We start from the raw sequence: 24976 nt of genomic DNA, 5'->3' as shown, positions 1-24976 counted from the left end.
TCAGTCAGGTAACATATTCGCAACTTGTAACTTGGGCGGTCGGGCCGTTAGCGTGTATCCGGCAGTGATCTGCCGCGACGACCCTTGTCTATCGCCTGTTGTTATAAAGGATACGCCCGATGCCCCGGACCCATGCCCGTGCTGACACAAAATCGCAAACCCCCATGCTGCGCGTCGCTGGCGCGGCCTTGCTTGTTTTCGGGGCCGCGATGCTGGGCGGTGCCGCTTGGGGGCAGGATGACGCCGCGCAGGGCAGTGACAAGATCATCACCGCGCATGGCTATTCCTTTTACGGCGATCTGAAATACCCCGCTGATTACACCCATTTCGACTATGTGAACCCCGACGCCCCCAAGGGCGGCGAGATTTCGATCTCTACCCTCGGGACGTTTGATTCGATGAACCCCTATTCGCGCAAGGGTCGTGGCGGTGCGTTGAGCACGGTGATGTATGAAAGCCTGCTCGGTGAGGGCGTCGGCGGAGAGATCGTGCCCGCCGATGTTTACGGCGAAGCCTATTGCCTGCTGTGCGAGAGCCTTGAATACCCCGAGAGCAAGGATTGGGTGGTGTTCCACATGCGCAAGGACGCCAAATTCTCGACCGGCGATCCGGTGACGGCCCATGACATCGCCTTCAGCCACAACCTGCTGCTGGATCAGGGGCTGAAATCCTATGCCGATGCAGTGCGCAAGCTGATCCCCAAGGTCGAGGTGATCGACGATTACACCATCAAGTTCTATTTCAGCCCCGGCGTGTCCCGGCGCAGCCTGATCGAACAGGTCGGCGGCGTGCCGGCGTGGTCGAAAAAATGGTACGAGGAAACCGGCGCGCGGCTCGACGAATCGCGGCTGGAAACCTCGCCCGGGTCCGGCCCCTATATGATCGACAGCATCGATGTGAACCGTCGCATCGTCTATAAACGCAACCCCGATTACTGGGGCAAGGACCTGCCGTTCAACGTGGGCCGCAACAATTTCGATAAAATCCGCGTTGAATACTTCGGTGACGAGAATTCCGCGTTCGAGGCCTTCAAGGCGGGTGAATATACCTTCCGCACCGAGGGCAGCTCGAAACAATGGGCGTCATCCTATGACTTCCCCAAGGTGACCGCGGGGCAGGTGGTGAAAGAGGATATCCCCGACGGGTCGCCTCCTACGCCCTCGGGCATCGTATTCAACCTTGGCCGCGAGGTCTTGCAGGACAAGCGCGTGCGCGAGGCCGTGGCCCTGGGGTTCAACTTTGAATGGACCAATGAATCGCTGCAATACGGGCTGTTCAAACAGCGGGCGTCCTTTACGCAGGACACGCCCCTGATGGCCACGGGCGCACCCCAAGGGGCGGAACTGGCGCTGCTGGAAAGCCTTGGCGATGTCGTGCCGCCCGAACTGCTGACGCAAGACGCGGTGGTGCCGCATACGTCGGATGCGAGCCGTCTGTCGGACCGTCGCAACCTGCGCCGCGCAATGAAGCTGCTGGACGAGGCCGGTTGGGCCGTGGGCGATGACGGCAAACGCTATAATGCGCAGGGAAAACCCTTGCAGTTGCGGTTCTTGCTGAACTCCTCGGGGTCGGCGACGCTGTCGGCGGTGATCGAAAACTTTACGTCAAATTTGCAGAACATGGGCATTGATGCCGTGCTCGAGAAAGTCGACAGTTCCCAATACACGGCCCGCGAACGGGACCGTGATTACGACATGGTCTATGACAGCTATGGGGCGTTTCTGGGCACAGGCACCGGGCTGGAACAACGCTATGGGTCAGAGGCGGCGGCCTATTCGCTGTTCAACCCTGCGGGGCTTGCCAGCCCGCTGGTAGATGCGATTGTGACCGCGTCGCTGGCCGCCGACACGAAAGAGGAAGAGGACGCCAGCCTGATGGCGCTGGATCGGGCACTACGCTATGAATTTTTCATGATCCCGACCTGGTATAACGACAGTTTCTGGACCGCCTATTACGACCAGTACGAACACCCCGAAACGCAGCCGCCTTACGCTTTGGGCTACCTCGATTTCTGGTGGTACAATGCCGATAAAGCAGACGCCTTGCGCGCTGCAGGCGCACTGAGGTAAACGCCGGCCATGGGCGCATATATTCTTCGACGGCTGTTGCTGATCATACCGACGTTGCTTGGGATCATGCTGATCAACTTTGCACTGGTGCAGTTTGTGCCGGGTGGCCCTGTTGAGCAGGCGATCGCGCGTATTCAGGGCGGTGGTGACGTGTTCGAAGGGTTCTCTGGCGGGGGATCGGATGCGGGGAATGCCGCAGATACCGGCGGCAACGAGAATTACGTTGGCGCACGGGGCCTGCCGCCCGAATTCATCGCAGAGCTTGAGAAAGAGTTCGGCTTCGACAAACCGCCGGTAGAGCGGTTCGTGAACATGCTGTGGAATTACATGCGGTTCGATTTCGGCGACAGCTACTTCCGGTCGATCAGCGTGATCGAGTTGATCAAGGAAAAGCTGCCCGTGTCGATCACGCTGGGGCTGTGGTCCACGTTGATTGCCTATCTGGTGTCGATCCCCCTTGGCATCCGCAAGGCGGTCAAGGATGGCACGGCCTTTGATACATGGACATCGGGCGCGATTATCGCCGCCTATGCGATCCCGGGCTTTCTGTTCGCGATCCTGCTGCTGGTGCTGTTCGCGGGCGGGTCCTACTGGCAGATATTCCCGCTGCGGGGGCTGACCTCGGATAACTTTGACCAGCTGAGCCCCTTGGGCAAGGTCGCGGATTACTTCTGGCACATCACGCTGCCGGTGCTGGCCTCGACCATCTCGGCCTTTGCGACGCTGACGTTGCTGACCAAGAACAGCTTTCTCGACGAGATCAAGAAGCAATATGTCGTCACGGCGCGGGCCAAGGGGCTGTCAGAGCGTAAGGTGTTGTACGGCCACGTATTCCGCAACGCGATGCTGATCGTGATCGCGGGCTTTCCAGCGGTGTTTATCGGTGTGTTCTTTGGCGGCTCGCTGATCATCGAGACGATCTTTAGCCTTGATGGGCTGGGCCGTCTGGGGTTCGAGGCGGCGGTCGCGCGGGATTATCCGATCGTCTTCGGCACGCTGTTCATCTTCGGCCTTATCGGTCTGCTGGTCGGTATCCTGTCTGACCTGATGTATGTGGTCGTCGACCCGCGCATCGACTTTGAAAAACGCGAGGGCTGAACCCGATGGCGCTATCCCCGCTGAACCAACGCCGCTGGCGTAACTTTACCCGTAACCGCCGCGCCTATTGGAGCCTTTGGATCTTTGCGATCCTGTTTGGCATCTCGCTGTTCGCTGAATTTGTGGCCAACGACAAACCGATCCTCGTGAACTATCGCGGCGACTATTACATGCCGATCTTCAAGTTCTACCCCGAGACCGAGTTCGGCGGTGATTTCCTGACCGAAGCGGTGTACCGCGACCCCGAAGTGCAATGTCTGATCGCCTCGGGCGGGTTGATCGACTGTCTGGACGACCCCGAGGGGATCATCGAGGACGCGCAGGATGGCGAGGTTGCGGGCGAGGCGATTTCGGCGGGCTGGTCGATCTGGCCGCCCATCCCCTATAGCTTTGACACCGCCGTGGACCGGCCCGGCGCGGCCCCGCTGCCGCCGAACGGGCAGAACCTGCTGGGCACCGATGGCACCAAACGCGACGTGCTGGCGCGGGTCATTCATGGCTTCCGGCTGTCGATCATCTTTACCCTGATTGTGACGGGGGCGGCATCGTTGATCGGGATCATCGCGGGGGCGGTGCAGGGGTTCTTTGGCGGCTGGACGGATCTGATCTTCCAGCGCGTGATCGAGATCTGGACCTCGACCCCGTCGCTTTATGTGATCATCATCATGTTCGCCATTCTGGGGCGCAGTTTCTGGCTGCTGGTGTTCTTGCTGGTGCTGTTCAGTTGGACGTCGCTGGTGGGTGTGGTGCGGGCCGAATTCCTGCGCGCACGGAACCTTGAATATGTGCGTGCAGCGCGCGCGCTTGGGGTGGGGAATATGACGATCATGTTCCGCCACATGCTGCCCAATGCGATGGTCGCGATGCTGACGATGCTGCCGTTCATCATCACCGGCACGATCAGCACGCTTGCGATCCTTGATTTTCTGGGCTTCGGCCTGCCGTCGTCGGCCCCGTCCCTGGGCGAGCTGACGTTGCAAGCCAAGCAGAACCTGCAAGCGCCCTGGCTGGCGTTCACCGCATTCTTCACCTTTGCCATCATGCTGTCGCTGCTGATCTTTATCTTTGAAGGGATCCGCGACGCCTTTGACCCGAGAAAGACGTTCTCATGACGCCTTCGACCCAGAACGCCGCGGTGCTGCAAGTGGATGACCTGCGCGTCTCCTTCCGTCAGGAAGGCGCGTTGACCCATGCGGTCAAGGGCGTGAGCTTTGCCGTGCAGCGCGGGGAGACCGTGGCGCTGGTGGGGGAGTCCGGCTCGGGTAAATCGGTATCGGCGCTGAGCACCGTATCGCTGTTGGGCGACAGTGCCGAGGTGTCGGGATCGGTGCTGTATGACGGGCAGCAGATGGTCGGGGCGAGCGACAAGCTGCTGCGCAAGGTGCGTGGCAATGACATCAGCTTTATCTTTCAAGAGCCGATGACCTCGCTGAACCCGCTGCATACGATCGAAAAGCAGCTGGCGGAATCGCTGGCGCTGCATCAGGGCGTGGCGGGGGCCGAGGCGCGGGCGCGTATCCTTGAACTGCTGGACAAGGTCGGGATCGTGGATGCGGAAAGCCGGTTGGGTGCCTACCCGCATCAGCTGTCGGGTGGGCAACGTCAACGGGTGATGATCGCGATGGCGTTGGCCAACAAGCCCGATGTGCTGATCGCGGATGAGCCGACCACGGCCTTGGACGTGACCATTCAGGCGCAGATATTGGACCTGCTGAAAGAGCTGAAAGACAGCGAAGGCATGGGCCTGCTGTTCATCACCCATGATCTGGGTATCGTGCGCCGCATTGCCGACCGCGTCTGCGTGATGAAACAGGGCGAGATTGTCGAACACGGCCCCACGCACGAGATTTTTGACAACCCGCAGCACCCCTACACGATCAAGCTTTTGGGGGCGGAGCCATCGGGCCGACCGGACCCGGTTGCACCCGATGCCGAGGTGATCGCCAGCACCGATCATCTGAAGGTCTGGTTCCCGATCCAGAAGGGGTTCATGCGCAAGACGGTGGATCACGTGAAGGCGGTAAACGACGCGTCGCTGTCGGTGCGCGCGGGGGAAACCCTTGGTATCGTGGGTGAATCCGGGTCGGGCAAAACGACGCTGGCACTGGCGATCATGCGCTTGATCTCCTCTGAAGGGGGGATCAGCTTTATGGGGCAGGACGTGCGCAGTTGGTCCACGCGGCAGTTGCGGCGGTTGCGCAAGGATATGCAGATCGTGTTCCAGGATCCGTTCGGCAGCCTGTCGCCGCGGATGACCTGTATGCAGATCATTGCCGAAGGGCTGAGCGTGCATAAGGTGGACCCCGACCGCAATCCGCGCGAACTGGTACGCGATGTGATGATCGAGGTGGGCTTGGACCCGGCCACGATGGACCGCTATCCGCACGAGTTTTCCGGCGGGCAACGTCAGCGGATCGCGATTGCGCGGGCGATGGTGCTGCGGCCCAAGCTGCTGGTGCTGGACGAGCCGACCTCGGCGCTGGATATGACCGTACAGGTGCAGATCGTGGACCTGCTGCGCAATCTGCAGCGCAAATACGGGCTGGCCTATCTGTTCATCAGCCACGACCTGAAGGTCGTGCGCGCGATGTCGCATAAGGTGATGGTGATGAAGCGGGGGGACGTGGTCGAATATGGCGATGTCGATACGCTGTATGACAATCCGCAGTCCGACTATACGCGCACCTTGCTACAGGCGACGACCTGAGCAGGCCAAGCTTAAGAGCTTGGCCCGATCATAAAGCAGTTCACATTGCGGGCGACCAGACGGCGGCAGGCCAGATCGGCTGTCTCGCGGGTCATGCCAAGGAAGTTGGCGTCGAACCCTTGTGGGCGACGCACGACTTTGCGCAGGCTGCCGTCGAGGGTCGAGATTTCGGACAATGCGGTTTTCAGCAACACTTTCTCGGCGGCATAGCGGCTGGGGTAGCGGCCCACATTCACGCCCCAGTGACGGCCGCCAGATGTCGACACGCGGGTGATGACCTCGGGGGCGGGGGGCGCTTTGGGTGTGACCTGTTTGACCGCGGCGGTTTCAACCAGCGATGCGGCAGCCGAGGGGCGCAGCGTGGGCCGGACCGAGACCGAGGCGAGCAGGGTTTCCGCCTCTGCTGCGGGTTCCGGTGTCGGGGCAGGGGCCTCTGCGACGACGGGCGGCGCGGTTTTCTGCGCCTCTTTCAGCGCGGCGGTGATGTCCGAGTTCAGGATCGGCGAGGTCGCTTGGGGCACCTCTGCGGTGGCAACCACGACCTGAGGCTGGTGGCCCGGACGCAATGTGGGACGTTTGGATGTGGTGACGGCCCCCACGAGGCGGATGACCTTGCCCGCGGCCCCGTCGGATGCAACGGGCGTATCTTCGACATCGGCGTAAGCAGGTTTGGAGGGTTTTTTCAGCGGTGCGCTGGAGGGGGCGCGGCGGAAGCCCAGATCCATCAGCTCGGCCACTTTGGCGTTCCGCGCGCTGGTGGAGGTGCCGCCGAAGACGGTCACGATAATGCGTTCATTGCCCCGTTCGGCCGAGGCGGTGAGGTTGAAGCCAGCGGCGCGGGTGTAGCCGGTCTTGATCCCGTCGGCGCCTTTGTAGGACGACAGGAAGCGACGGTTGGTGTGGCTGACCTTGCGCACGCCCGCGTCGGCAGTGATGCGCGAGAACAGGTTGTAGTATTCGGGGTGATCATACAGCAGGTGGCGGCCCATGATGGTCATGTCATGTGCGGTCGACATGTGGCCGGATTCTGTCAGGCCGTGGGCGTTCTTGAAGGTGGTGTTGGTCATGCCAAGCGCCTTGGCGGTGCGGTTCATGCGGCGAGCGAATTTGGCTTCGGACCCTTCGATGGCTTCCCCGATGGCGGTGGCGGCGTCATTGGCAGATTTGACGGCCGCGGCGCGGATCAGGTAGCGCAGGGCGATGGTCTGGCCCGATTTCAGCCCCAATTTGCTGGGCGGTTCGGACGCCGCGTGGCTGGTGATCTTGACCTTGCTGTCGAGCGAGATCTCACCACGTTTAATCGCCTCGAATGCGATATAAAGTGTCATCATTTTGGTGAGGGAGGCCGGGTGCAGACGGGTATCCGCGTTTCGGGAGTGCAACACTTCGCCGGTTCGGGCGTCGATCACATAGGCGGCGTAAGGGGCCGCCATTGCGCTGAGCGGCAGGATCAGCAAGATCCATATAGCCGCAAGAATAAATAGCCCATACCGGGCTGGCTGCACACGCCGCACTCTCATCATAACTGCCTTTGCTCTGCCTCGGCCGTCGATTTTTCAACTGACCATTATTATTAAGGTAAGGTTACCATAGGACGTGTTTTCGATAAAGGCGTTCGATGTGGTGCAGCCCGGAAAAGCGGCGATTTCCGCGCAGCACATATAGCGTGTGCCCAAAACTCCGCCACTATAGGGGCGATTGTGGCGGGAATGTGGCAAGAGTTGGGCGACAACGCAGCGAAGGTAAGGCGAGAATACAGCGGCGATCAGGGCAGCAGTTCTGCCACTTCGGACAGGCGCGTGATCTGGTGGAAGCGGGGCGAATCACTCGGGGCGGGGGCGTGCTCCAGCGCCCAGGTGACGCCGTGGGGGATATAGACGCCATGCCCGCCCGCGTGGATCATCGGCACCACGTCCGATTTCATGGAGTTCCCGATCATCATGCCGCGGGCCGGGCCGTCGCCGTGGGTATCAAAGATGCGCTGGTAGGTTTGCGGGGTCTTGTCCGACACGATTTCAATCGCGGTGAACATATCGCGCAGCCCGGATTCAGCGAGCTTGCGTTCCTGATCCAGCAGATCGCCCTTGGTCACCAACACCAGCCGATAGTCGTCTTGCAGGGTTTCGAGGGTTTCGCGCACATCCGGCAGCAGTTCGACCGGATGGGCCAGCATATCCCGCCCCGCCGCCAGCAGTTCGGAGATGACATCGGCCGGCACGCGGCCCTCGGTGACCTCTATCGCGGTTTCGATCATCGAGAGGGTGAACCCTTTGATGCCAAAGCCGTAGTGGGGGATGTTGCGCCGCTCTGCCTCCAGCAGCCGGTCCATCAGGCTGTCGCGGTCGGTGTAATCGGCAAGAAGTTCCGCGAATTTGACCTGTGTCAAAGCAAAGAAGCGTTCGTTGTGCCATAAAGTGTCATCGGCATCAAAACCGATGGTCGTTAGCGGATTGCCCATCTTTGGCGCGCCCTCTTTTCTAATTCTGCTTTAGGGTTATATAGACGCCTACACGACTCACTTGAAACGACTTCTCAGGCAGGAGCAGCAATGCGCCTTGATGATCTTATGATGGCGGGCAAAGACCGGGACGACGACGAAACCGATCTGTTGACCAAGACCAAACCAAAGACCAAGCGGCCGCCTTTGTACAAGGTGATGCTGTTGAACGACGATTTCACCCCGATGGAATTTGTGGTGATCGTGCTTGAACGCTTCTTCGGGCTGAACCATGCCCAAGCCTTCGAGATCATGTTGACCGTGCATAAAAAAGGGCTGGCGGTCGTGGGCGTGTTCAGCCACGAGATCGCGGAAACCAAAGTTGCGCAGGTGATGGATTTCGCCCGGCGTCACCAGCACCCGCTGCAATGCACCATGGAAAAAGAAGAATAACACGTGATTGATGCACGTCTGCAACTGGCGCTTGACGGCGGTGGTCTTGAGTTGCCAGCTGAAGGGACGATTGCCGTCTTTCAGCCCCCCCGTGACAGTGATTTGCCAGGTCTGGACAAAGACCGCGTGCAGATTATCCACGATTTCAAACCGGATTATGACGCATGGGCCGCGCGCGGCTATGATGTCGTGCGCACCATCAAGGACCGCTATGCGGCCTGTATCGTCTGCCTGCCACGCGCCAAGGCCGAAGCCCGCGCCGTGATCGCCGCCGCCTGCGAGGTCTGCGACGGGATCGTTGTGATCGACGGGCAAAAGACCGACGGTGCCGATAGTGTCCTGCGCGAGATGCGCGACCGTGTGACCGTGCAGGGGCCGATCTCGAAGGCCCACGGCAAGATGTTCTGGATCTCGGAACCGGCGGCGGAGTTCTTTTCCGACTGGCGTCAGGGGCCGGAGCTGACCGAAGGCGGGTTCTGGACCGCGCCGGGGGTCTTTTCCGCCGATGGTGTCGATCTGGCCTCGGCGTTGCTGGTGGATGCCTTGCCCGAGAAGCTCGGGTCCGAGGTTGCCGATCTGGGGGCCGGTTGGGGTTTTTTGTCGGCCCACGCGCTGACACGGCCTGAAATCAAGAACCTTTATCTTGTTGAAGCGGGACATATGGCGCTGGAATGTGCGCGCCGCAATGTCACCGATGATCGCGCGTCCTTTGCATGGGAGGATGCCACAAGCTGGGAGCCGCCCCACCGCATGGACAGCGTGATCATGAACCCGCCCTTCCACATCGGTCGCGCGGCTGAACCGCAGATCGGGCAGGCGTTTGTTGCCACGGCAGCACGCATCCTGTCGCCACAAGGCAAGCTGTGGATGGTCGCGAACCGTCATCTGCCCTATGAGGCAGAGCTGAAAACCCGTTTCGCCCATGTCGAGGAAATCGGCGGCGATGCGCGGTTCAAACTGTTTCACGCGGCACGGCCTTTGCGCAAACGCCGATAGGCGGGCCGCGCCTGATTAAGGAACGATTTATGTCATTCTCAATCTCTGGCAAAAGCGTCATCGTCACCGGGGCCGCGAACGGCATCGGTTTGGCGATTGCCCGGCAATTCGCCGACAAGGGCGCAAATGTGATGTGTGCCGACATCGACGAGAAAGCGCTGGTCGAACAGCTGGGCGATGCCAAGGACGACGGCAACATCCGCTTTTTCGCGGGCGATCTGCGGCAACGGCTGACGATTGCGAACCTCGTCTCTGCCACCATTGACGCTTTCGACGAGGTCGACGTGTTGGTCAATGCCTCGCGGCAGTTCCTGCCGACGGATGCGCTGGACAGTGATGACACCAGCGTTGAAACCCTGTGGCAGGAAAACGTGATGACCGCGATGCAGCTGACGCAGCAGGTCGCCAAACGCATGATCAAACAGTCCGAGGGCAAGGAAGAGGGCAGCGTAGGCAGCATCGTCAACCTCAGCTCGACCACCTCGCGGCACACACGGCCAGAGTTGATGGCCTATTCCATGGCGGCGGCAGCGCTTGAGCAGATGACGCGGTCGATGGCGCTGACGCTGGCCCCGCATCGCATCCGGGTGAACGCTGTGGCCTTCGGGTCGGTGATGAGCGGGTCGCTGAAAGCGTCCTGCGCCGAGAACCGCGAGTGGCGCGACGACATCCGCAACCACACGCCGCTGGGGCGCATCGCTTCGCCGTCAGAGCTGGCCGACACGATCCAGTATCTTGCCGCCGACAGCTCCAGCTTCCTGACCGGCGAAGTGATCGTTGTGGACGGGGGGCGGTCCTTGCTGGACGCGGTGGACGCGCCGGCACACTAGAGTACGCAGTAACGAAAGGCTTTGCGCATGACCGTTGATTTCGAGGCGGAGAAGACCCGCGCCGCTGAGTGGTTCCGCAGCCTGCGCGACCAGATCGTGGAGGCATTCGAAACGCTGGAGCGTGACCACGCCGAGGGCCCGTTGTCGGATGCCGCGCCCGGCACGTTCGAGGTGACCCCCACCAAACGCAGCAGCGACGACGGCAGTGACGCGGGCGGCGGTCTGATGAGCGTGATGCGTGGCGGGCGTGTGTTCGAAAAGGTCGGCGTCAACGTCTCTACGGTGTTCGGCACCTTGGGAGAGCGTGCGCAGGTCGCGATGGCGGCGCGTAAGGGCATCCCCGGCATGGCCGAAGACCCGCGGTTCTGGGCGTCGGGCATCAGTCTGGTCGCGCATATGCAGAACCCCCATGCCCCGGCGGTCCATATGAACACCCGCATGTTCTGGACCCCCCATGCCAGCTGGTTTGGCGGCGGGTCCGATCTGAACCCCTGCATCGAATATGACGAAGACACCGCGCATTTCCACGCTGTGCAAAAGGCGCATCTGGACCCTCATGGCAGCGATCTCTACCCGCGGCTGAAGGCCTGGGCGGACGAGTATTTCTATATCCCGCACCGTCACCGCGCGCGCGGGGTCGGCGGTATCTTTATGGACGATCACGCGACAGGCGATTCGGAGGCGGATTTTGCCCTGACACAGGATATCGGCCGCGCCTTCCTGCCCGCCTATCTGCCGCTGGTGCAAAAGCGGATCACGCAAGACTGGTCAGAGGCGGACAAAGAAGCGCAGCTGGTGCATCGCGGGCTTTATGCCGAATATAACCTTGTCTATGACCGCGGTACGAAATTCGGGCTGGAGACCGGCCATGACGCCAATGCGGTTCTTATGAGCCTGCCGCCTTTGGCGAAGTGGATCTAGGGGGCCAGCCCCCGCCCTGCGGGCTCCCCCGGGATAGCTGCCATTTGGAATGAAAAAGGCCCCCGACCGTTCAGGTCGGGGGCCTTTTCGTCTAAACTGGTATCAGCTTATTGCTTTGGCAGCATCACGCCGTCGATAACGTGGATCACACCGTTGGACTGTTTGACGTCCGCGATCTCTACGAAGGCGGCGTTGCCGTTTTCATCCACCAGCTTCATGCGGCCATCATCGGCGTAGGAGGCTTGCAGCGTGCAGCCGCCCAGTGTCGGCACGGGGTGCTCGCCGCCGTCGTCCTTGATCATGCCTTGCAGCGCGTCGGACATCACGGCCTTGCCGACCACGTGGCAGGTCAGGATTTCGGTCAGACGCTCTTTGTTCTCTGGCTTGACCAGCATTTCGACGGTGCCTGGCTCAAGACGGTCGAAACCGGCGTTGGTGGGGGCGAACACGGTGAAGGGGCCTTCGCCTGCGAGGGTATCAACCAGACCGGCAGCTTTCACAGCAGCAACCAATGTGGTGTGGTCGGCAGAGTTCACGGCGTTTTCAACGATGTTCTTGTCGGCGAACATTTCAGCACCACCGACCATGGGGTTCTTCATCTCGTCGGCGAAAGCCGCACCAGCAGTCAGGGCCAGAGCTGCGGTTGCGGTCATCATCTTTTTAGCGAAAGTCATGGTGTTCTCCTCGGTTTATATCGTGATCATTTGTTGATCATGCCGAAGCAACGGGGCCATGCTGCGCTTAGTTTCAAACAGAGCGCGAATTTATTTTGGATGTTATCCTTTGACGTGCCAGTCGAAGAAGCCGGGCCCTGCCTGGGCCAGCAGGTCCTGCGCCAGATCGACGCCCATCTGACCGCCTTGCGCAATAGGGCCGCTGCGGTCGCCGGCAATCGCCTCTGACCCGTCGGGGCGCAGGACCTGGCCGCGCAGGTGGAGCGTGTCGCCGTCCAGCGTGGCCAGTCCCGCAATCGGTGTCTCGCAGGATCCGTCAAGCGTGAGCAGAAAGGCGCGTTCGGCGGCCAGACGTTGGCCCGTGGGGGTGTCGTGGATCGCGGCGAGCATGGCTTCGGTATCAAGGTCACCGGCGCGGCGTTCGATGCCAATGGCCCCTTGCGCGACCGCGGGCAGCATCAGCGTATCGTCGATCGGCGTGGCGGGGACGTGTTGCATGCCCAAACGGTTCAGACCGGCCACGGCGAGGAAGGTACATTCGGCCACACCATCGGCGAGCTTTTTAAGCCGCGTCTGCACATTGCCGCGGAATTCGACGACCTGCAGGTCGGGACGCTGGTGCAGCAGCTGCGCACGGCGGCGCAGGCTGGAGGTGCCGACAACCGCGCCTTCGGCGAGTTGGTCCAGCGCCGACAGGGTGGGCGCGACAAAGGCGTCGCGCGGGTCTTCGCGCGGCAGGTAGGTATCAAGCAGCAGGCCCCCCGGCTGGATCGTGGGCATGTCTTTCATCGAATGCACGGCGATGTCGATTTTGCCTGCCAGCAGGTCTTCTTCGATTTCGCGGGTGAACAGGCCCTTGCCGCCGATATCCTTGAGCGGGCGATCCTGAATGACATCGCCGGTGACTTTGATCACGACGATTTCAAACGCCGCCTGTGGGATCTCAAACGCGGCGGCCAGACGGGCGCGGGTTTCATAGGCCTGGGCCATCGCCAGTGGCGAGCCGCGGGTGCCGATGCGCATGGGGTTTTCGGGGGTGGGCAGGTTCACAGTCATGGCCCTTCTTTAGGGGTGTGGATTTGATCTGACAAGCGGTGCCATTGCCTTGACATCGCGGCGCTACATCTTGACCTAAGACAAAACCATTGAAGAGTAGGAATCCCCGATGCCGCAGACCGACACGCAAAGCAAAACCATTCTGCGTTCATTGGCCGGAGAGACGCTGCCGGTGCCGCCGATCTGGATGATGCGGCAGGCCGGACGCTATCTGCCCGAGTATAAGGCGACGCGGGCGCAGGCGGGGGATTTCCTGTCTTTGTGCTACAACCCCGAGCTGGCGACCGAGGTCACCTTGCAGCCGATCCGTCGTTACGGGTTTGATGCGGCGATCCTATTTGCGGATATTTTGCTTGTACCGCAGGCACTTGGCGCTGATCTGTGGTTTGTCACCGGCGAAGGGCCGCGCCTGTCCACGGTCACCACACAGGTGGATTTTGACCGGCTGCGGCCGGTGGGCGATATCCACGAGACGTTGAACCCGATCTATCAGACGGTGCGCAACCTTGCCGGTGAACTGCCGCGCGAGACGACGTTGATCGGCTTTGCCGGTGCGCCCTGGACTGTGGCGACCTATATGATCGCGGGGCAGGGGACCAAGGATCAGGGGCCTGCGCATCAGCTGCGCACCCAGGATAACGCCCTGTTCGAGAAGCTGTTGGACCTGATTACCAAGGCAACCATCGAATATATGTCTGCGCAAATTGACGCAGGTGCCGAGGTGATGAAGATCTTTGACAGCTGGGCGGGGTCGCTGCCGGGCGATGCTTTCGAGAAATACGCGCTGGCCCCTGCGCGCGAGATCACGCAAGAGCTGAAGAAGCGCCATCCCGGTATTCCGATCATCGGTTTCCCGCGCGAGGCCGGCGATAAATACATCGGGTTCGCCAAGGCTACGGGGGTGGATTGTGTGGCGCTGGATAATTCCGTCTCGGCGGATTGGGCGGCCAAACATGTGCAGGTGGACGGTTGCGTGCAGGGCAACCTTGCATCGACCCATATGGTTACCGGCGGGCAGGCGCTGGTGGATGAGACGCGGCAGATCGTCAAAGCCTTTTCCAAGGGCCCGCATATCTTTAACCTTGGCCACGGGATCACGCCGGATGCCGACCCTGACAACGTGCAGCGCATGATTGATACGGTGCGCGAGGGCGAATAATCAAATAAGATTGGCTTTGGCTCTTGACGGGGGCCGAAGCCTGTCATACTCGGAGCGCCGATGGCGTTATAGCTCAGTTGGTTAGAGCGAACAACTCATAATCGTTAGGTCCCTGGTTCAAATCCAGGTAACGCCACCATCTCCCCCCCCCGCACAGATATGACTTTTGTAGGTTAGCTGTTGTTCAGCATGGCCCGTCGTGTGTCGTGTTCCCGAGCTGCGTGTTTTTCATCTGCTTGTACCGGAGGTGATTGATAATCCCCTGTCGCTGGTGTCAGAGTGTCACTCAGCTAAAGGCTCGGAACTGCTCGGCAACAGAGCGGTCCGTTTTGACTGAACACGGGAGATTAGAATGATGATGAGAAGAACCCTGATGGGGATCGCGGGTGCGGCCCTTGCCGTTGGCATGAGCGCGACCGGCGCGATGGCGCAAGAGGTCACCCTGCGCATGCACCAGTTCCTGCCGCCACAGGCCAATGTGCCCAAACTTATTCTGGATGTCTGGGCCGATAAGGTCGAAGCCGCCAGCGACAACAAGATCAAGATTGAACGCTACCCCTCCATGCAGCTTGGCGGGAAGCCACCGGAGCTGATGGATCAGGCGATTGACGGTGTGGCCGATATCGTCTGGACCGTGGTGGGCTATACCCCCGGTCGCTATCCCACGACCGAAGTGTTCGAGTTGCCCTTTATGGTCACCGATGCCCGCGCGGCGAGCTCTGCCTATTGGCAGATGTTCGAAAAGCACATGAAAGACACCGAGTTCAAGGACGTACATATTCTGGGCACATGGGTTCACGGCCCCGGCATGCTGCACACCAACACCGAGGTGCGGTCGCCCGACGATATGCAGGGTCTGAAGATTCGCGGCGGGTCGCGTCTGGTGAACCAGCTGCTCGAGATTACCGGCGCGACGCCAGTGGGCATGCCGGTTCCGGCAATTCCCGAAGGTCTGTCCAAGGGCGTGATCGACGGCACCACGATCCCGTGGGAAGTGACGCCATCGTTGAAAGTGCCGGAACTGGTGAAGAACCACACCGAATTTGACGGTGCCGCACTTTATACGCTGACCTTCGTGCTGGCGATGAACAAGGACCGCTATGACGGGCTGTCGGATGAGCTGAAAAAGGTTCTGGATGAAAACTCCGGTCTGGAATTCTCGGTCTTTGCGGGGGGCACGCAGGCGGATGCCGATGGCCCTGCGCGTCAGGTCGCGGTTGATCTGGGCAACAACATTGTCGAGCTGAACGAAGAAGAGACCCAGGTCTGGCGCGACGCGTCGCAGCCGATCTATGACAGCTGGATTGCCGATATGGACAGCAAGGGCATCGACGGTCAGGCGCTGATCGACGAAGCGCGTGAACTGATGGATGCCTACGGCAAATAATCCCTGACAACGATAGCAGGCCCGCGGTGCATCCCTGCGCCGCGGGCCTGATTGCTTGATACACCCCAAAATACCTAGACAAGATTGAGAGAACCATGCGTCGGCTGATATATTTTCTTGCCCGCTTTACCGCCGTGATTGGAGGGCTGGTGCTGATGGCGCTGGTGCTGATGACCACGGCCTCTATCATCGGGCGCACGGTCAACAAGATGCTGCATAGCCCCTTCTTTCAGGAGAAGCTGACCGGCCTGTCACAGGGGTTGATTGACATGGGCATCGGCGAGATCAACGGCAATTACGAATTGCTGGAGGCGGGGGTCGCCTTCGCCATCTTCTCGTTCCTGCCGATCTGCCAGTATTACGGCGCGCATGCCACGGTGGATGTGTTTACCTCTTTCCTGCCGGCGCGGGTGAACCGCTGGATCATGGCCTTTTGGGAGATCGTTCTGGCCGCGGTGATCGTGCTGATCATCTGGCGTCTCTACGAGGGGATGCAACGCTATCTTGGCAATGGCGAGACGACATTGTTCCTGCAATTTCCGGTGTGGTGGGCCTATGCCGCCAGCTTTGCGTCCGGCGTGATTGCCAGTGTTGTGTCCGTCTATTGCGCCGTGATCCGCTTGATAGAGGCGATCCGCGGCACCGATATTCTTCCCAGCGAACAAGGGGCCCACTAAAATGACCAACCTAGAACTGGGCTTCTGGTCCTTTCCTGTGCTGCTGCTGATGATCTTTCTGCGCGCCCCCATCGGGCTGGCGATGCTGCTGTGCGGGTTTGGCGGCTGGTATCTGGCAATGGGGGGTAACCCCACGCCGCTGCTGTCAAAGCTCAAGTCCGAGACCTATACGACGTTTTCCAGCTATTCGCTGAGTATCATTCCCATGTTCCTGTTGATGGGCCAATTTGCGACCCTATCGGGGATGAGCCAAGCCCTGTTCAAAGCAGCAGAAAGCTTTCTGGGGCATCGTCGCGGGGGTGTGGCGATGGCGGCCGTGGGGGCCTGCGCGGGCTTTGGCGCGATCTGCGGCAGCTCGCTGGCGACAGCGGCGACCATGTCGAAGGTCGCGCTGCCCGAGCTGCGCCGCTATGGCTATTCCGGCGGGTTTTCCACCGCGACACTGGCCGCGGGGGGGACATTGGGCATCCTGATCCCGCCGTCGGTCATTCTGGTGATCTATGCGATCCTGACAGAACAGAATATCGCCAAGCTGTTTCTGGCGGCCTTCCTTCCCGGTGTGCTGGCGGCCATCGGCTATGTTATCACGATCTCGATCTACGTGCGTCTGAACCCCAAATCCGCGGGCGTGCGCCCTGCGGTGCCCATGGGGGACCGCTTCAAGGCGCTGGCGAATACATGGCCGGTGCTGGTGATCTTTTTCGTCGTCGTGGGCGGCATCTATCTGGGGTGGTTCACCCCGACCGAAGGCGCTGCTGTGGGCGCTGCGGGCACCGGTCTGGCGGCGTTGCTGGCGGGTAGTTTGAACTGGGCGGTCTTGCGCGAAAGCCTGATGGGCACGGCCAAAACCACGGGGATGATCTTTTTCATCGTGCTGGGGGCGGGGTTCTATAACGGCTTTCTGGCCCTGTCGGGCGTGCCGCAATTCATGGCTGACTGGGTCGTGGGGCAGGGCTATAGCCCGTGGTTCGTGCTGGTCGTGATCCTTGTCTTCTACCTCGTTTTCGGTTGCCTGATGGACAGCCTGTCGATGATCCTGCTGACCGTGCCGATCTTTTTCCCCGTCATCTCGGCGATGGATTTCGGGATGAGCACAGAGCATCTGGCGATCTGGTTCGGCATCCTTGTGCTGATCGTGGTCGAGGTCGGTCTGATCACGCCGCCGGTGGGGATGAACCTGTTCATCATCAACTCGATGGACCGTGAAACTCCGATGACAGAGACCTATAAGGCCGTGATGTATTTTGTCGGCTCCGACATCGTGCGGGTGATCATTCTGGTGATGTTCCCCGCGATCACGCTGTTCCTGCTGCCCTGAAGGGACACAGCGATGTGACATGAAAAAGGGCCGCGTTTGACGCGGCCCTTTCGTTTTTGGAATTGCAAACGGGTGGTTACGACGTCCAGGCCATCCGCGCAGGGTGGTATTCAAAGCCGATGTGGTGTCCGGCCCCGACCAGCCCTTCGCGGGTGTGGTTATAAAGCGAGCGCCAGTAAGGCTGGATCGTGACGCCTTCGTTCTGGATCAGCGCTTCGCCCTTGGCCATCAGAGCGCGACGTTTTTCGACATCGGCGACCGAGAGGGCCTCGGTCAGGAGGGCGTCGAATTCGGGGTTGGACCAGCCAAATTCGTTCCATGCCTCGCCCGAGCGATAGGCCAGCGCCCAGATCTGCACACCCAGCGGACGCGCGTTCCAGTTGGTCGAGGAGAAGGGGTATTTCGTCCAGTCATTCCAGAAGGTCGACCCCGGCAGGATCGTGCGTTTCACCTTGATGCCAGCGTCGCGCAACTGTGCGGCGACCGCATCTGTGGTGTCCTTGCGCCATGCATCGTCGATCGAAAACAGCTCGTGCTCGTACTCGGCCATGCCGGCCTCTTCCATCAGGGCGCGGGCACCTTCGGGGTCCGCTTCGCGCGGGGGAAGCTCGGCATATTCGGGGTGCATCGGGCCGACATGGTGGTTTTCGGCGACCAGCCCGCGACCTGCATAACCCAGTTCAAGTAGCACGGCGTTATCGACCGCCATGGCCAGCGCCCGGCGGACACGCGCATCGGCGTAGGGTGTCTTGCCATCCACCTCGGCCAGTTGGTTGGGGCGGATCACGATGGTTGCACCCGTGGCGATTTCGTTCTGGTTCCAGCCGTCCAGCGTGCTGAACACGTCGATGAATTCACCCTCGATGGAATAGGTGGCGTCGATCTCTTCTGCTTCGGCGGCGGCGACAAAGGCCGAAGGGTCAGTGCCGTAGTCGATGTATTCCAGCCGGTCGATATAGGGCCCGCCGTAGACCTCGGTGCCCCACCACGTGTGGTCGGGGTTCTTGACCAACACGGCCTTGATCCCGACTTCGACAGATTCGGGCAGGTAGGCGCCGGTGCCGACAGGGTTGTCGAGCATCGTTTCCGGATCAAACCCTTCGGGGACGATGGCGGCGGGATAATCGGCCATGCCGGGGATCAGGGTGATGTCGGGGCGGGGCAGCGACAGCTTGACCGTATGGTCATCCACCACGGTGATCGCGCCTTCGATCGCCTGACCGGAGTCCTCGTCGATGAGCGTGGCAAAGCGCCCGGCCATCGAGTTGCCCTCGACCGATTTATCGCACCAGCCCGTGATGTTGCGCGCCACATCGTTGGCGGTGAAGGGCGTGCCATCGTTCCACGTGACACCTTTGCGCACGTTCAGCACATATTCGGTGGCGTCTTCGTTGATCTCCCAGCTTTCGAGCAATGCGGGGGTGAAGGTGCCGTCGTTCTCCCAGATCGCCAGATATTCAAGCCAGCCACGGGTGATGTTGGCGATCTGCGACCAGTCGTAGGTGCGCGGATCTTTCAACGCGCGGACCTCCATCTGCATCCGTACGGTGCCGCCGGATTTATGCGCGGCCGCATGTGCGGGCGCTGCCATGCCGATCATCGCATAGGCGGTTGTCGCCGTGGCCCCAAAGGCGCTGGCGAGAGCCAGAAATTCGCGTCGGTTGACCGGATCGCGTTTGGCAGCTTCGGCAGAGGCGTGGATGGCGGCGGGTAAGGGGGTGCCGGTACGGGTTAAGAACGTCATGATCTTCCTCTCTGGTCGGGTGCTGCCCCTGTGGTTCGGGCGGCGGATACGAAGCACAAGCACAGGCGCTGGATGCTTTGCGGTGATGCAGCTTTGCTGCGTTTATTGGCTAGGAATGTAACTAGCATGTATCACAGAGTTTCAAGCATTGCGCGGCGGTGCGTCAACCCACAGCAGCGGCGGTCACCGGAGTTTGCGCAAAACGCACTGCGCGCCCGATCCGGTTCAGGATCAGACGCGCGACCCGTGGCGCGCTGTTGGGCGCCTCCGGCGGGAGTTTATTTGGCAAAATGAAGCGCGGTTACGGCGTGGGTTTCGCGGGGAGGATCGTACCGGCGCAGGCCCCGAAGCCGATGCGATAGCCGTCGCCTGCGGCGTGGCCGGTCAGGATCATCGTATCCCCGTCCTGCACAAAGCTGCGGGTGGTGCCATCGTTCAGCGCGATCGGTTCCGCGCCGCCCCAGCTGAGTTCGAGCAGGCTGCCGCGGGCATCTTTGTCGGGGCCGGATATGGTGCCGGAGCCGAGCAGATCGCCCGCGTTCATCGCGCAGCCCGACGCCGCGTGATGCGCCAGCTGTTGCGGGGCGGAATAATACATCGTGTTGTAATTGGTACGCGCGATGACCTGTTGTTCGCCGCCATCGGGCTGAATGATCACCGAGAGGTCAATGTCGTAGAGCATCGGTTTCGGCTCTGCCAGATAGGGCAGCAGATCAACCTCGCGCTCGGGCGTGGAGGCGCGGAAGGGTTCAAGCGCCGCTTTCGTCACGATCCACGGAGAGATGCTGGTGGCGAAGGCCTTGGCCTGAAACGGCCCGAGCGGTTGATACTCCCACGCCTGAATGTCGCGCGCGGACCAATCATTCAGCAGCACATAGCCAAAGATCATCTCGTCCGCTTCGGCCACGCTGGGGGTGTCGCCCATATCGGTGGAGGTGCCGACGATGGCCCCCATCTCGAGCTCGATATCAAGGCGCTGGCTGGGGCCGAAATACGGGGTCTCGGCGTCCGCCGGTTTGATCTGCCCGTTGGGCCGGCGGATGTCGGTGCCGGAGACCACAACGGTCGAGGCGCGACCGTTGTATCCGATGGGCATATGCAGCCAGTTCGGGGGCAGCGCGTTTTCCGCGCCCCGAAACATGGTGCCGACGTTGGTGGCATGGTGCCGGCCCGCGTAGAAATCGGTGTATTCCGAGACGACAATCGGCATGTGCAGGCGGATGTCAGCCATGGGGACAAGATGCGGGGCGACCTTGGCCTGGTCGGGGCTGCCGGTTGCCAGCAGGTCGGTCAGGCGGTCGCGCAGGGTGGCCCATGCGTCGGGGCCCAGATCCATGACGTCATTCCAATAGGGCACATCGAAGACGGGATCGAAGTGGAGCAGGATCAGATCTTCGGCCTCTACCGCGGCCATGTCGAGCACCATATCCCCGATCGCCACGCCGCAGCGCGGTTCGAGCGTGTCGGTGGAAAACACACCGTAAGGCAGGTTGTTGAGCGGGAAGTCGGTGTCGGCGCTGTTCGCGCTTTCAACCCAAGAGGTCAGCAATGTCATCGGTGTTCCTTGCGTGTCGCTGCGGGTGCCTGAAAGCTACCTTGCAAAATCTGCTTCGTTGGTAATAGTCCTTTGTGTAACTAACAAGCGATTGCCCTGATGCCAGACCAGAATTTCGAGCTGACCCATTTTCTGCCCTACCTTCTAAATCAGGCAGCGGAAGCGAGCAGTCTGGCGTTTCAGCGCACCTATAAAGATCGCTATGGTATGCTGCGGACCGAGTGGCGGGTGCTGTTTCATCTGGGGCTTTATGGCGAGATGACGGCCAGCGATATCGGGCAGCGGGCGAATATGCATAAGACCAAGATCAGCCGTGCCGTGCAAAAGCTGACAGAGCGACGATTTGTGACGCGGCTGCGCGGGGATCACGACCGACGGACCGAGATGCTGTCGCTGACGACACAGGGTCGCGCGGCCTATGAGCATCTTTACGAGGTGGCAAAGGCCTATGACGCGCGTCTGACTGCGGATTTAACGGAGGCGGAGCGGGAGACGCTGAAGCGGTTGCTGGTCAAGCTGGCGGCGGGACAGGGCAGCGCGGGCTGACGGCGGGCCGGAGGGCGACGGGGGGGCACATGCCCCCGCGCGCAGGTTCAAAAGTTGATGTCGACGCCGGGTAGGTCCAGCGCTTTCATCAGGTCGCGCAGCTCTTGCCGTGCCGCGACATTCGAGATGTTCAGCTGCTTGACGCCGATATCCTTGAGGTCGAGCAGGGTCAGGCCACGGGGGAAGAGTTCGCGGAAGATGACGCGTTCGTTAAAACCGGGGGCAATGCGGAACCCGATGCGTTTGCTCAGGTTGGCGATGGCGCGTTCCATCTTGTCCTTGTTGACCATGCGCTGCGCGCCCATGCGGTTGCGCACGACGATCCAGTCGATCGGGGCAAGGCCCGCCTGTGCCCGCAACTGCCGCGCGTTCCAGACCATTTCGGAATAGACGAGAGGGGCCGGTGATCTTGTCGCCCATAGCGTCGGTGCGCGCCAGCAGGTCGAAATCGATAAAGCTGTCGTTCAGCGGCGTGATCAGCGTGTCGGCCAGCGAATGCGCCACCTGGCTGAGACGGGTATGGGACCCCGGGCAGTCGATCAGGATGAAATCGGACGTCGGTTCAAGCTCTGCCACGGCGGCGCTGAGGCGATGGTCATAGATGTTTTCGCCGGGCTGCAGGCTGCTTGCCTCGATCTCTGGCAATTCGTGCATCTCGGGCGAGGGGAGGTCGAGCTCGGCACTGGCGAGGAAGGATTTGCGGTTGTCGACATAGCGCCCGAAGGTGCGCTGGCGCAGGTCCAGATCCAGCACGCTGGTCTTATGCCCCATCCGCGCAAGGGCTGTCGCCACATGCATCGAAACGGTGGATTTCCCCGCCCCGCCTTTTTCATTCCCGACGACGATGATATGCGCCATTGCCTTTTGTCCCTTTCACTCCCCGTTTTTATCGGGGTCACATTGGGAAAAACCATATGGCAGCGATGGCGCTTTTGAAAGCGTTTGTGGCTCTAGATTGTGGTTATTGTTGCGAAATTCACCCGCTGGAACGCGCCGTGCAGGGGCAGTGCCTGCTAGCCCGATCGGCGCAGCGGCGGGGTGTGCGCGCCCATGCCGCCGGTGTCGATCGCGACGGCGGTATCCTGGGGCACAGCCAGATGGGCGCGGCAATCAGCGGCGATCTGGGTCAGCGCATCATGGGGCCCGTGCAGACGTTCCAGCGCGCCAGCAAGCACCAGCGCCTGCGCATAGCTGCCACGGGCGACCAGATCACGAGCCGCGGTCAAATCCTCGGCCGGGAGGGGAGCGGGATCAGCCTGCGCGCGCGGAGCCTTGCTGCTGTTGGCACCGCGAGGCGGTCGGGGTGGAGTAGAGAGCGGGAAAGCGGGCATCAGCGAACCTTTCGTGGAGGGCTGAGAAGACTATGGGCCGTAGTTGCTTTCTAAAACCTAAACAGCCGCCGCTTTGTTCCGTAAAATGTGACCTGACCCTTGGGCAAGGACGCGATGTCGCACCTCGGGCTAAGCCACAGTCGCGAAACGAAAAATGGCGCGCCCGCGAGGGCACGCCATTCCTGAATTCCGCAATGGAAAGGGTTTAGAAGCCCAGACCTGCGTATTTGTTTTTGAACTTGGACACGCGGCCGCCGGTATCCATCAGGCGGGATGTGCCGCCGTTCCATGCAGGGTGCACGGAGGGGTCAATATCCAGCGCCAGTTGGTCGCCTTCTTTGCCGTAGGTCGATTTCATTTCCACAACGGTGCCATCTGTCATTTTGACGTTGATGGTGTGGTAATCGGGGTGTGTATCGGCTTTCATGACAGCTCTCCTTACGCGTTCGCGCCAGATTTTGGCTTGTAGTGTACGTTTTCAACGATACGTGCCGACTTACCACGACGCGAGCGCAGGTAGTACAGTTTCGCACGACGCACACGGCCACGACGGACAACGGTGATGCTTTCGATGTTGGTGGAGTGCAGCGGGAATACGCGCTCTACGCCTTCACCAAAGGAAATCTTGCGCACGGTGAACGAACCGGCAATGCCGTGGCCGTTGTTGCGTGCAATGCAGACGCCTTCGTAGTTCTGAACGCGGGTACGTGTACCTTCGGTCACTTTAAAGCCCACGCGGATGGTGTCACCGGCGCGGAAGTCTGGGATTTCTTTCCCCAGTTCGGCGATTTGTTCCGCCTCGATCTGTGCAATCAGGTTCATCTGATCGTCTCCTATGAATGCTCGCGGTTAGTCCACGAAGTTTTGTGCGATCCAATAGCTTCGGTCTGTCTGGCGGGCCCGCCGTGGCGTCCCATCGAAGGTAGGGTCATCTTTGCTTGTCATCTGCGGATGCAGAAAAGACTGGAGCCGCACATGCGCGATTCCAGACTTGCGCGTCGTATAGGCGGGATGCCCCTTCAGATCAAGAGCGTATCACCCGTACGCGCGCATGTTTTCAGCCGGTGAAATAGGGGCGAAGATTGTGCCGCACGCGGTCCAGCACGGTGTCGCCCTCCAGATCGGGGACGAAACGTTGGCCGGTAATCGCCTCGAACGCGTCGATATAGACTTGCGAGGTGGCGGCGATCAGGTCGGCGGGGATTTCGGGGATGTCATCGTGATAGGGGTCGCAGCGGGCATCGACCCAGGACCGGATCACATCCTTGTCGAAGGACGGCGGGCGTGTGCCGTTTTCCAGCGCGGCGTCATAGCCTTCGGCGAGCCAGAACCGCGAGCTGTCGGGGGTGTGGATTTCATCGGCCAGCAGGATATTGCCCTGCGCATCGGTGCCGAATTCATATTTTGTGTCCACGAGGATCAGCCCGTTTTTCGCCGCCATTTCCTGACCGCGGGCAAAGAGTTTCAGGGCGATGTCGCTGATCTGGTCCCATTGCGCCTGGGTCAGCAGCCCTTGGGTTACGATCTCTTGGGCGGTCAGCGGAGCATCGTGTCCGCCGTCGAATTCCTTGGAGGTGGGGGTGATGATCGGCGCGGGCAGCGCCTGATTGTCGCGCAGGCCATCGGGGAAGCGGTGGCCGTACATCTCCCGTTCACCTTTCTTGTATAGCGTCAGCACCGATGTCCCTGTGGAGCCGGCAAGGTAGCCGCGCACGACGATCTCTACGGGCAGGATGGTCAGATGCTTGCCTATCACCACATTGGGGTCGGGGTAGTCGAGCACATGGTTGGGACAGATGTCGGAGGTGTTGTCGAACCAGAACCGCGCGGTCTGGGTCAACACCTGACCCTTGAACGGGATGGAGGTGAGGATACGGTCAAAGGCTGAAATACGGTCAGAGGAAATCAGGATGCGCCGGTCGTCGGGCAGGTCGTAGCAGTCACGCACCTTGCCGAAATAGGGGTTCGGCAGCTCATCAATGCGGGCGTGATCGAGGGTGCGGGTCAGGTCTGTCATG

23 protein-coding genes, 1 tRNA gene and 1 pseudogene are annotated in these 24976 nt (G+C 60.8%); 14 read left to right on the top strand and 11 right to left on the bottom strand.

All coding sequences use genetic code 11. The annotated features are described in order from the left end of the window. Positions 1–119 precede the first annotated feature (119 nt). Genes SJY36_RS13570 through SJY36_RS13555 form a run of 4 tightly spaced genes read left to right on the top strand, consistent with a single transcriptional unit; the run spans position 120 to position 5874 of the window. Complete coding sequence (locus SJY36_RS13570) at positions 120–2069, top strand: extracellular solute-binding protein (protein WP_386175796.1); 1950 nt, start codon at positions 120–122, stop codon at positions 2067–2069. Positions 2070–2078: 9 nt separating this feature from the next. Beyond that, positions 2079–3167 carry a microcin C ABC transporter permease YejB gene (locus SJY36_RS13565; protein WP_005850034.1) on the top strand — a complete coding sequence of 363 codons (1089 nt, stop codon included), beginning with the start codon at positions 2079–2081 and terminating at the stop codon, positions 3165–3167. A 5-nt stretch (positions 3168–3172) separates the two neighbouring features. Next, positions 3173–4279 carry an ABC transporter permease gene (locus SJY36_RS13560; RefSeq protein ID WP_037941205.1) on the top strand — a complete coding sequence of 369 codons (1107 nt, stop codon included), beginning with the start codon at positions 3173–3175 and terminating at the stop codon, positions 4277–4279. Continuing rightward, positions 4276–5874: an ABC transporter ATP-binding protein gene (locus tag SJY36_RS13555; RefSeq protein WP_009825375.1), complete on the top strand. Its 1599-nt coding sequence runs from the start codon at positions 4276–4278 to the stop codon at positions 5872–5874. The genes SJY36_RS13560 and SJY36_RS13555 overlap by 4 nt, the downstream gene beginning before the upstream one ends. A gap of 11 nt (positions 5875–5885) precedes the next feature. On the opposite strand, the gene SJY36_RS13550 is transcribed toward SJY36_RS13555, so the two are convergent. Beyond that, entirely contained in the window at positions 5886–7394 is a 1509-nt protein-coding gene (locus tag SJY36_RS13550) for a D-alanyl-D-alanine carboxypeptidase family protein (protein ID WP_037941210.1), read from the bottom strand. Positions 7395–7639: 245 nt separating this feature from the next. Continuing rightward, a complete protein-coding gene (locus SJY36_RS13545) occupies positions 7640–8332 on the bottom strand; it encodes an HAD family hydrolase (RefSeq protein ID WP_037966822.1) in 693 nt (230 codons plus the stop codon). Between the two features lie 90 nt (positions 8333–8422). Between SJY36_RS13545 and clpS the strand changes: the two genes are divergently transcribed. From clpS to hemF, 4 genes are read left to right on the top strand one after another with little or no spacing between them, the layout of a single operon-like run. Continuing rightward, positions 8423–8764 (top strand): ATP-dependent Clp protease adapter ClpS, encoded by a 342-nt coding sequence (clpS, locus tag SJY36_RS13540; protein ID WP_005850026.1) that lies wholly within the window; start codon positions 8423–8425, stop codon positions 8762–8764. A 3-nt stretch (positions 8765–8767) separates the two neighbouring features. After that, entirely contained in the window at positions 8768–9760 is a 993-nt protein-coding gene (locus tag SJY36_RS13535) for a class I SAM-dependent methyltransferase (protein ID WP_289081630.1), read from the top strand. 29 nt (positions 9761–9789) lie between these two features. Further along, positions 9790–10590 carry an SDR family NAD(P)-dependent oxidoreductase gene (locus tag SJY36_RS13530; RefSeq protein ID WP_180828153.1) on the top strand — a complete coding sequence of 267 codons (801 nt, stop codon included), beginning with the start codon at positions 9790–9792 and terminating at the stop codon, positions 10588–10590. Positions 10591–10617: 27 nt separating this feature from the next. Beyond that, positions 10618–11511, top strand: a complete 894-nt coding sequence (gene hemF / locus SJY36_RS13525) for an oxygen-dependent coproporphyrinogen oxidase (RefSeq protein WP_386175789.1) — start codon at positions 10618–10620, stop codon at positions 11509–11511. A gap of 107 nt (positions 11512–11618) precedes the next feature. Here hemF and SJY36_RS13520 read toward each other — a convergent pair whose 3' ends face one another. Together SJY36_RS13520 and hemC are read right to left on the bottom strand one after the other, a co-directional pair. Next, entirely contained in the window at positions 11619–12185 is a 567-nt protein-coding gene (locus SJY36_RS13520; RefSeq protein WP_005850016.1) for a fasciclin domain-containing protein, read from the bottom strand. 102 nt (positions 12186–12287) lie between these two features. After that, on the bottom strand, positions 12288–13241 hold the full coding sequence (gene hemC / locus SJY36_RS13515) for a hydroxymethylbilane synthase (protein WP_005850014.1): 954 nt from the start codon (positions 13239–13241) through the stop codon (positions 12288–12290). 109 nt (positions 13242–13350) lie between these two features. Here hemC and hemE point away from each other — a divergent pair, with 109 nt between their 5' ends. The 5 genes from hemE (at position 13351) to SJY36_RS13490 (ending at position 17782) form a co-directional block, all read left to right on the top strand. Then, entirely contained in the window at positions 13351–14400 is a 1050-nt protein-coding gene (hemE, locus tag SJY36_RS13510; protein WP_386175785.1) for a uroporphyrinogen decarboxylase, read from the top strand. A 62-nt stretch (positions 14401–14462) separates the two neighbouring features. Then, positions 14463–14539: transfer RNA gene (locus SJY36_RS13505), tRNA-Ile, on the top strand. Between the two features lie 213 nt (positions 14540–14752). Further along, positions 14753–15787 (top strand): TRAP transporter substrate-binding protein, encoded by a 1035-nt coding sequence (locus tag SJY36_RS13500; RefSeq protein ID WP_037953934.1) that lies wholly within the window; start codon positions 14753–14755, stop codon positions 15785–15787. Positions 15788–15882: 95 nt separating this feature from the next. Next, entirely contained in the window at positions 15883–16464 is a 582-nt protein-coding gene (locus SJY36_RS13495; protein WP_386175781.1) for a TRAP transporter small permease, read from the top strand. A gap of 1 nt (position 16465) precedes the next feature. Continuing rightward, entirely contained in the window at positions 16466–17782 is a 1317-nt protein-coding gene (locus SJY36_RS13490) for a TRAP transporter large permease (protein ID WP_037941225.1), read from the top strand. 76 nt (positions 17783–17858) lie between these two features. Here the strand turns inward: SJY36_RS13490 and SJY36_RS13485 are convergent, their stop codons facing one another. Both SJY36_RS13485 and fahA read right to left on the bottom strand, forming a co-directional pair. Further along, positions 17859–19526 carry an ABC transporter substrate-binding protein gene (locus SJY36_RS13485; RefSeq protein WP_386175776.1) on the bottom strand — a complete coding sequence of 556 codons (1668 nt, stop codon included), beginning with the start codon at positions 19524–19526 and terminating at the stop codon, positions 17859–17861. A gap of 301 nt (positions 19527–19827) precedes the next feature. Next, positions 19828–21081 carry a fumarylacetoacetase gene (gene fahA, locus SJY36_RS13480; protein ID WP_278424423.1) on the bottom strand — a complete coding sequence of 418 codons (1254 nt, stop codon included), beginning with the start codon at positions 21079–21081 and terminating at the stop codon, positions 19828–19830. A gap of 99 nt (positions 21082–21180) precedes the next feature. Here fahA and SJY36_RS13475 point away from each other — a divergent pair, with 99 nt between their 5' ends. Then, positions 21181–21627: a MarR family winged helix-turn-helix transcriptional regulator gene (locus SJY36_RS13475; protein WP_386175773.1), complete on the top strand. Its 447-nt coding sequence runs from the start codon at positions 21181–21183 to the stop codon at positions 21625–21627. Between the two features lie 47 nt (positions 21628–21674). Here SJY36_RS13475 and SJY36_RS13470 read toward each other — a convergent pair. The 5 genes and pseudogenes from SJY36_RS13470 to SJY36_RS13450 all read right to left on the bottom strand — a co-directional run bounded on the left by SJY36_RS13470 (position 21675) and on the right by SJY36_RS13450 (position 24975). Continuing rightward, positions 21675–22485: pseudogene (locus SJY36_RS13470) on the bottom strand (division plane positioning ATPase MipZ). A 155-nt stretch (positions 22486–22640) separates the two neighbouring features. Next, the gene (locus tag SJY36_RS13465) at positions 22641–22853 is read right to left on the bottom strand and encodes a hypothetical protein (protein ID WP_386175770.1); all 213 of its coding nucleotides are present in this window, start codon (positions 22851–22853) and stop codon (positions 22641–22643) included. Between the two features lie 310 nt (positions 22854–23163). Continuing rightward, positions 23164–23385, bottom strand: a complete 222-nt coding sequence (gene rpmE / locus SJY36_RS13460; protein WP_005849993.1) for a 50S ribosomal protein L31 — start codon at positions 23383–23385, stop codon at positions 23164–23166. Positions 23386–23396: 11 nt separating this feature from the next. Beyond that, the gene (gene rplS, locus SJY36_RS13455) at positions 23397–23780 is read right to left on the bottom strand and encodes a 50S ribosomal protein L19 (RefSeq protein WP_005849991.1); all 384 of its coding nucleotides are present in this window, start codon (positions 23778–23780) and stop codon (positions 23397–23399) included. Positions 23781–24015: 235 nt separating this feature from the next. Beyond that, the gene (locus SJY36_RS13450; protein ID WP_037941237.1) at positions 24016–24975 is read right to left on the bottom strand and encodes a phosphoribosylaminoimidazolesuccinocarboxamide synthase; all 960 of its coding nucleotides are present in this window, start codon (positions 24973–24975) and stop codon (positions 24016–24018) included. Position 24976 lies beyond the last annotated feature (1 nt).

It is taken from the genome of Sulfitobacter sp. R86518, assembly GCF_042466275.1.
In the GTDB taxonomy this organism is placed as follows: domain Bacteria; phylum Pseudomonadota; class Alphaproteobacteria; order Rhodobacterales; family Rhodobacteraceae; genus Sulfitobacter; species Sulfitobacter pontiacus.
This window is presented reverse-complemented; position numbering and strand designations above follow the sequence as displayed.

What these genes read in the sequence shown, in the direction of transcription:
- SJY36_RS13570 (WP_386175796.1), top strand. Translation starts at nt 120, where the DNA reads ATGCCCCGGACCCATGCCCGTGCTGACACAAAATCGCAAACCCCCATG.
- SJY36_RS13565 (WP_005850034.1), top strand. Translation starts at nt 2,079, where the DNA reads ATGGGCGCATATATTCTTCGACGGCTGTTGCTGATCATACCGACGTTG.
- SJY36_RS13560 (WP_037941205.1), top strand. Translation starts at nt 3,173, where the DNA reads ATGGCGCTATCCCCGCTGAACCAACGCCGCTGGCGTAACTTTACCCGT.
- SJY36_RS13555 (WP_009825375.1), top strand. Translation starts at nt 4,276, where the DNA reads ATGACGCCTTCGACCCAGAACGCCGCGGTGCTGCAAGTGGATGACCTG.
- SJY36_RS13550 (WP_037941210.1), bottom strand. Translation starts at nt 7,394, where the DNA reads ATGAGAGTGCGGCGTGTGCAGCCAGCCCGGTATGGGCTATTTATTCTT.
- SJY36_RS13545 (WP_037966822.1), bottom strand. Translation starts at nt 8,332, where the DNA reads ATGGGCAATCCGCTAACGACCATCGGTTTTGATGCCGATGACACTTTA.
- clpS (WP_005850026.1), top strand. Translation starts at nt 8,423, where the DNA reads ATGCGCCTTGATGATCTTATGATGGCGGGCAAAGACCGGGACGACGAC.
- SJY36_RS13530 (WP_180828153.1), top strand. Translation starts at nt 9,790, where the DNA reads ATGTCATTCTCAATCTCTGGCAAAAGCGTCATCGTCACCGGGGCCGCG.
- hemF (WP_386175789.1), top strand. Translation starts at nt 10,618, where the DNA reads ATGACCGTTGATTTCGAGGCGGAGAAGACCCGCGCCGCTGAGTGGTTC.
- SJY36_RS13520 (WP_005850016.1), bottom strand. Translation starts at nt 12,185, where the DNA reads ATGACTTTCGCTAAAAAGATGATGACCGCAACCGCAGCTCTGGCCCTG.
- hemC (WP_005850014.1), bottom strand. Translation starts at nt 13,241, where the DNA reads ATGACTGTGAACCTGCCCACCCCCGAAAACCCCATGCGCATCGGCACC.
- hemE (WP_386175785.1), top strand. Translation starts at nt 13,351, where the DNA reads ATGCCGCAGACCGACACGCAAAGCAAAACCATTCTGCGTTCATTGGCC.
- SJY36_RS13500 (WP_037953934.1), top strand. Translation starts at nt 14,753, where the DNA reads ATGATGATGAGAAGAACCCTGATGGGGATCGCGGGTGCGGCCCTTGCC.
- SJY36_RS13495 (WP_386175781.1), top strand. Translation starts at nt 15,883, where the DNA reads ATGCGTCGGCTGATATATTTTCTTGCCCGCTTTACCGCCGTGATTGGA.
- SJY36_RS13490 (WP_037941225.1), top strand. Translation starts at nt 16,466, where the DNA reads ATGACCAACCTAGAACTGGGCTTCTGGTCCTTTCCTGTGCTGCTGCTG.
- SJY36_RS13485 (WP_386175776.1), bottom strand. Translation starts at nt 19,526, where the DNA reads ATGACGTTCTTAACCCGTACCGGCACCCCCTTACCCGCCGCCATCCAC.
- fahA (WP_278424423.1), bottom strand. Translation starts at nt 21,081, where the DNA reads ATGACATTGCTGACCTCTTGGGTTGAAAGCGCGAACAGCGCCGACACC.
- SJY36_RS13475 (WP_386175773.1), top strand. Translation starts at nt 21,181, where the DNA reads ATGCCAGACCAGAATTTCGAGCTGACCCATTTTCTGCCCTACCTTCTA.
- rpmE (WP_005849993.1), bottom strand. Translation starts at nt 23,385, where the DNA reads ATGAAAGCCGATACACACCCCGATTACCACACCATCAACGTCAAAATG.
- rplS (WP_005849991.1), bottom strand. Translation starts at nt 23,780, where the DNA reads ATGAACCTGATTGCACAGATCGAGGCGGAACAAATCGCCGAACTGGGG.
- SJY36_RS13450 (WP_037941237.1), bottom strand. Translation starts at nt 24,975, where the DNA reads ATGACAGACCTGACCCGCACCCTCGATCACGCCCGCATTGATGAGCTG.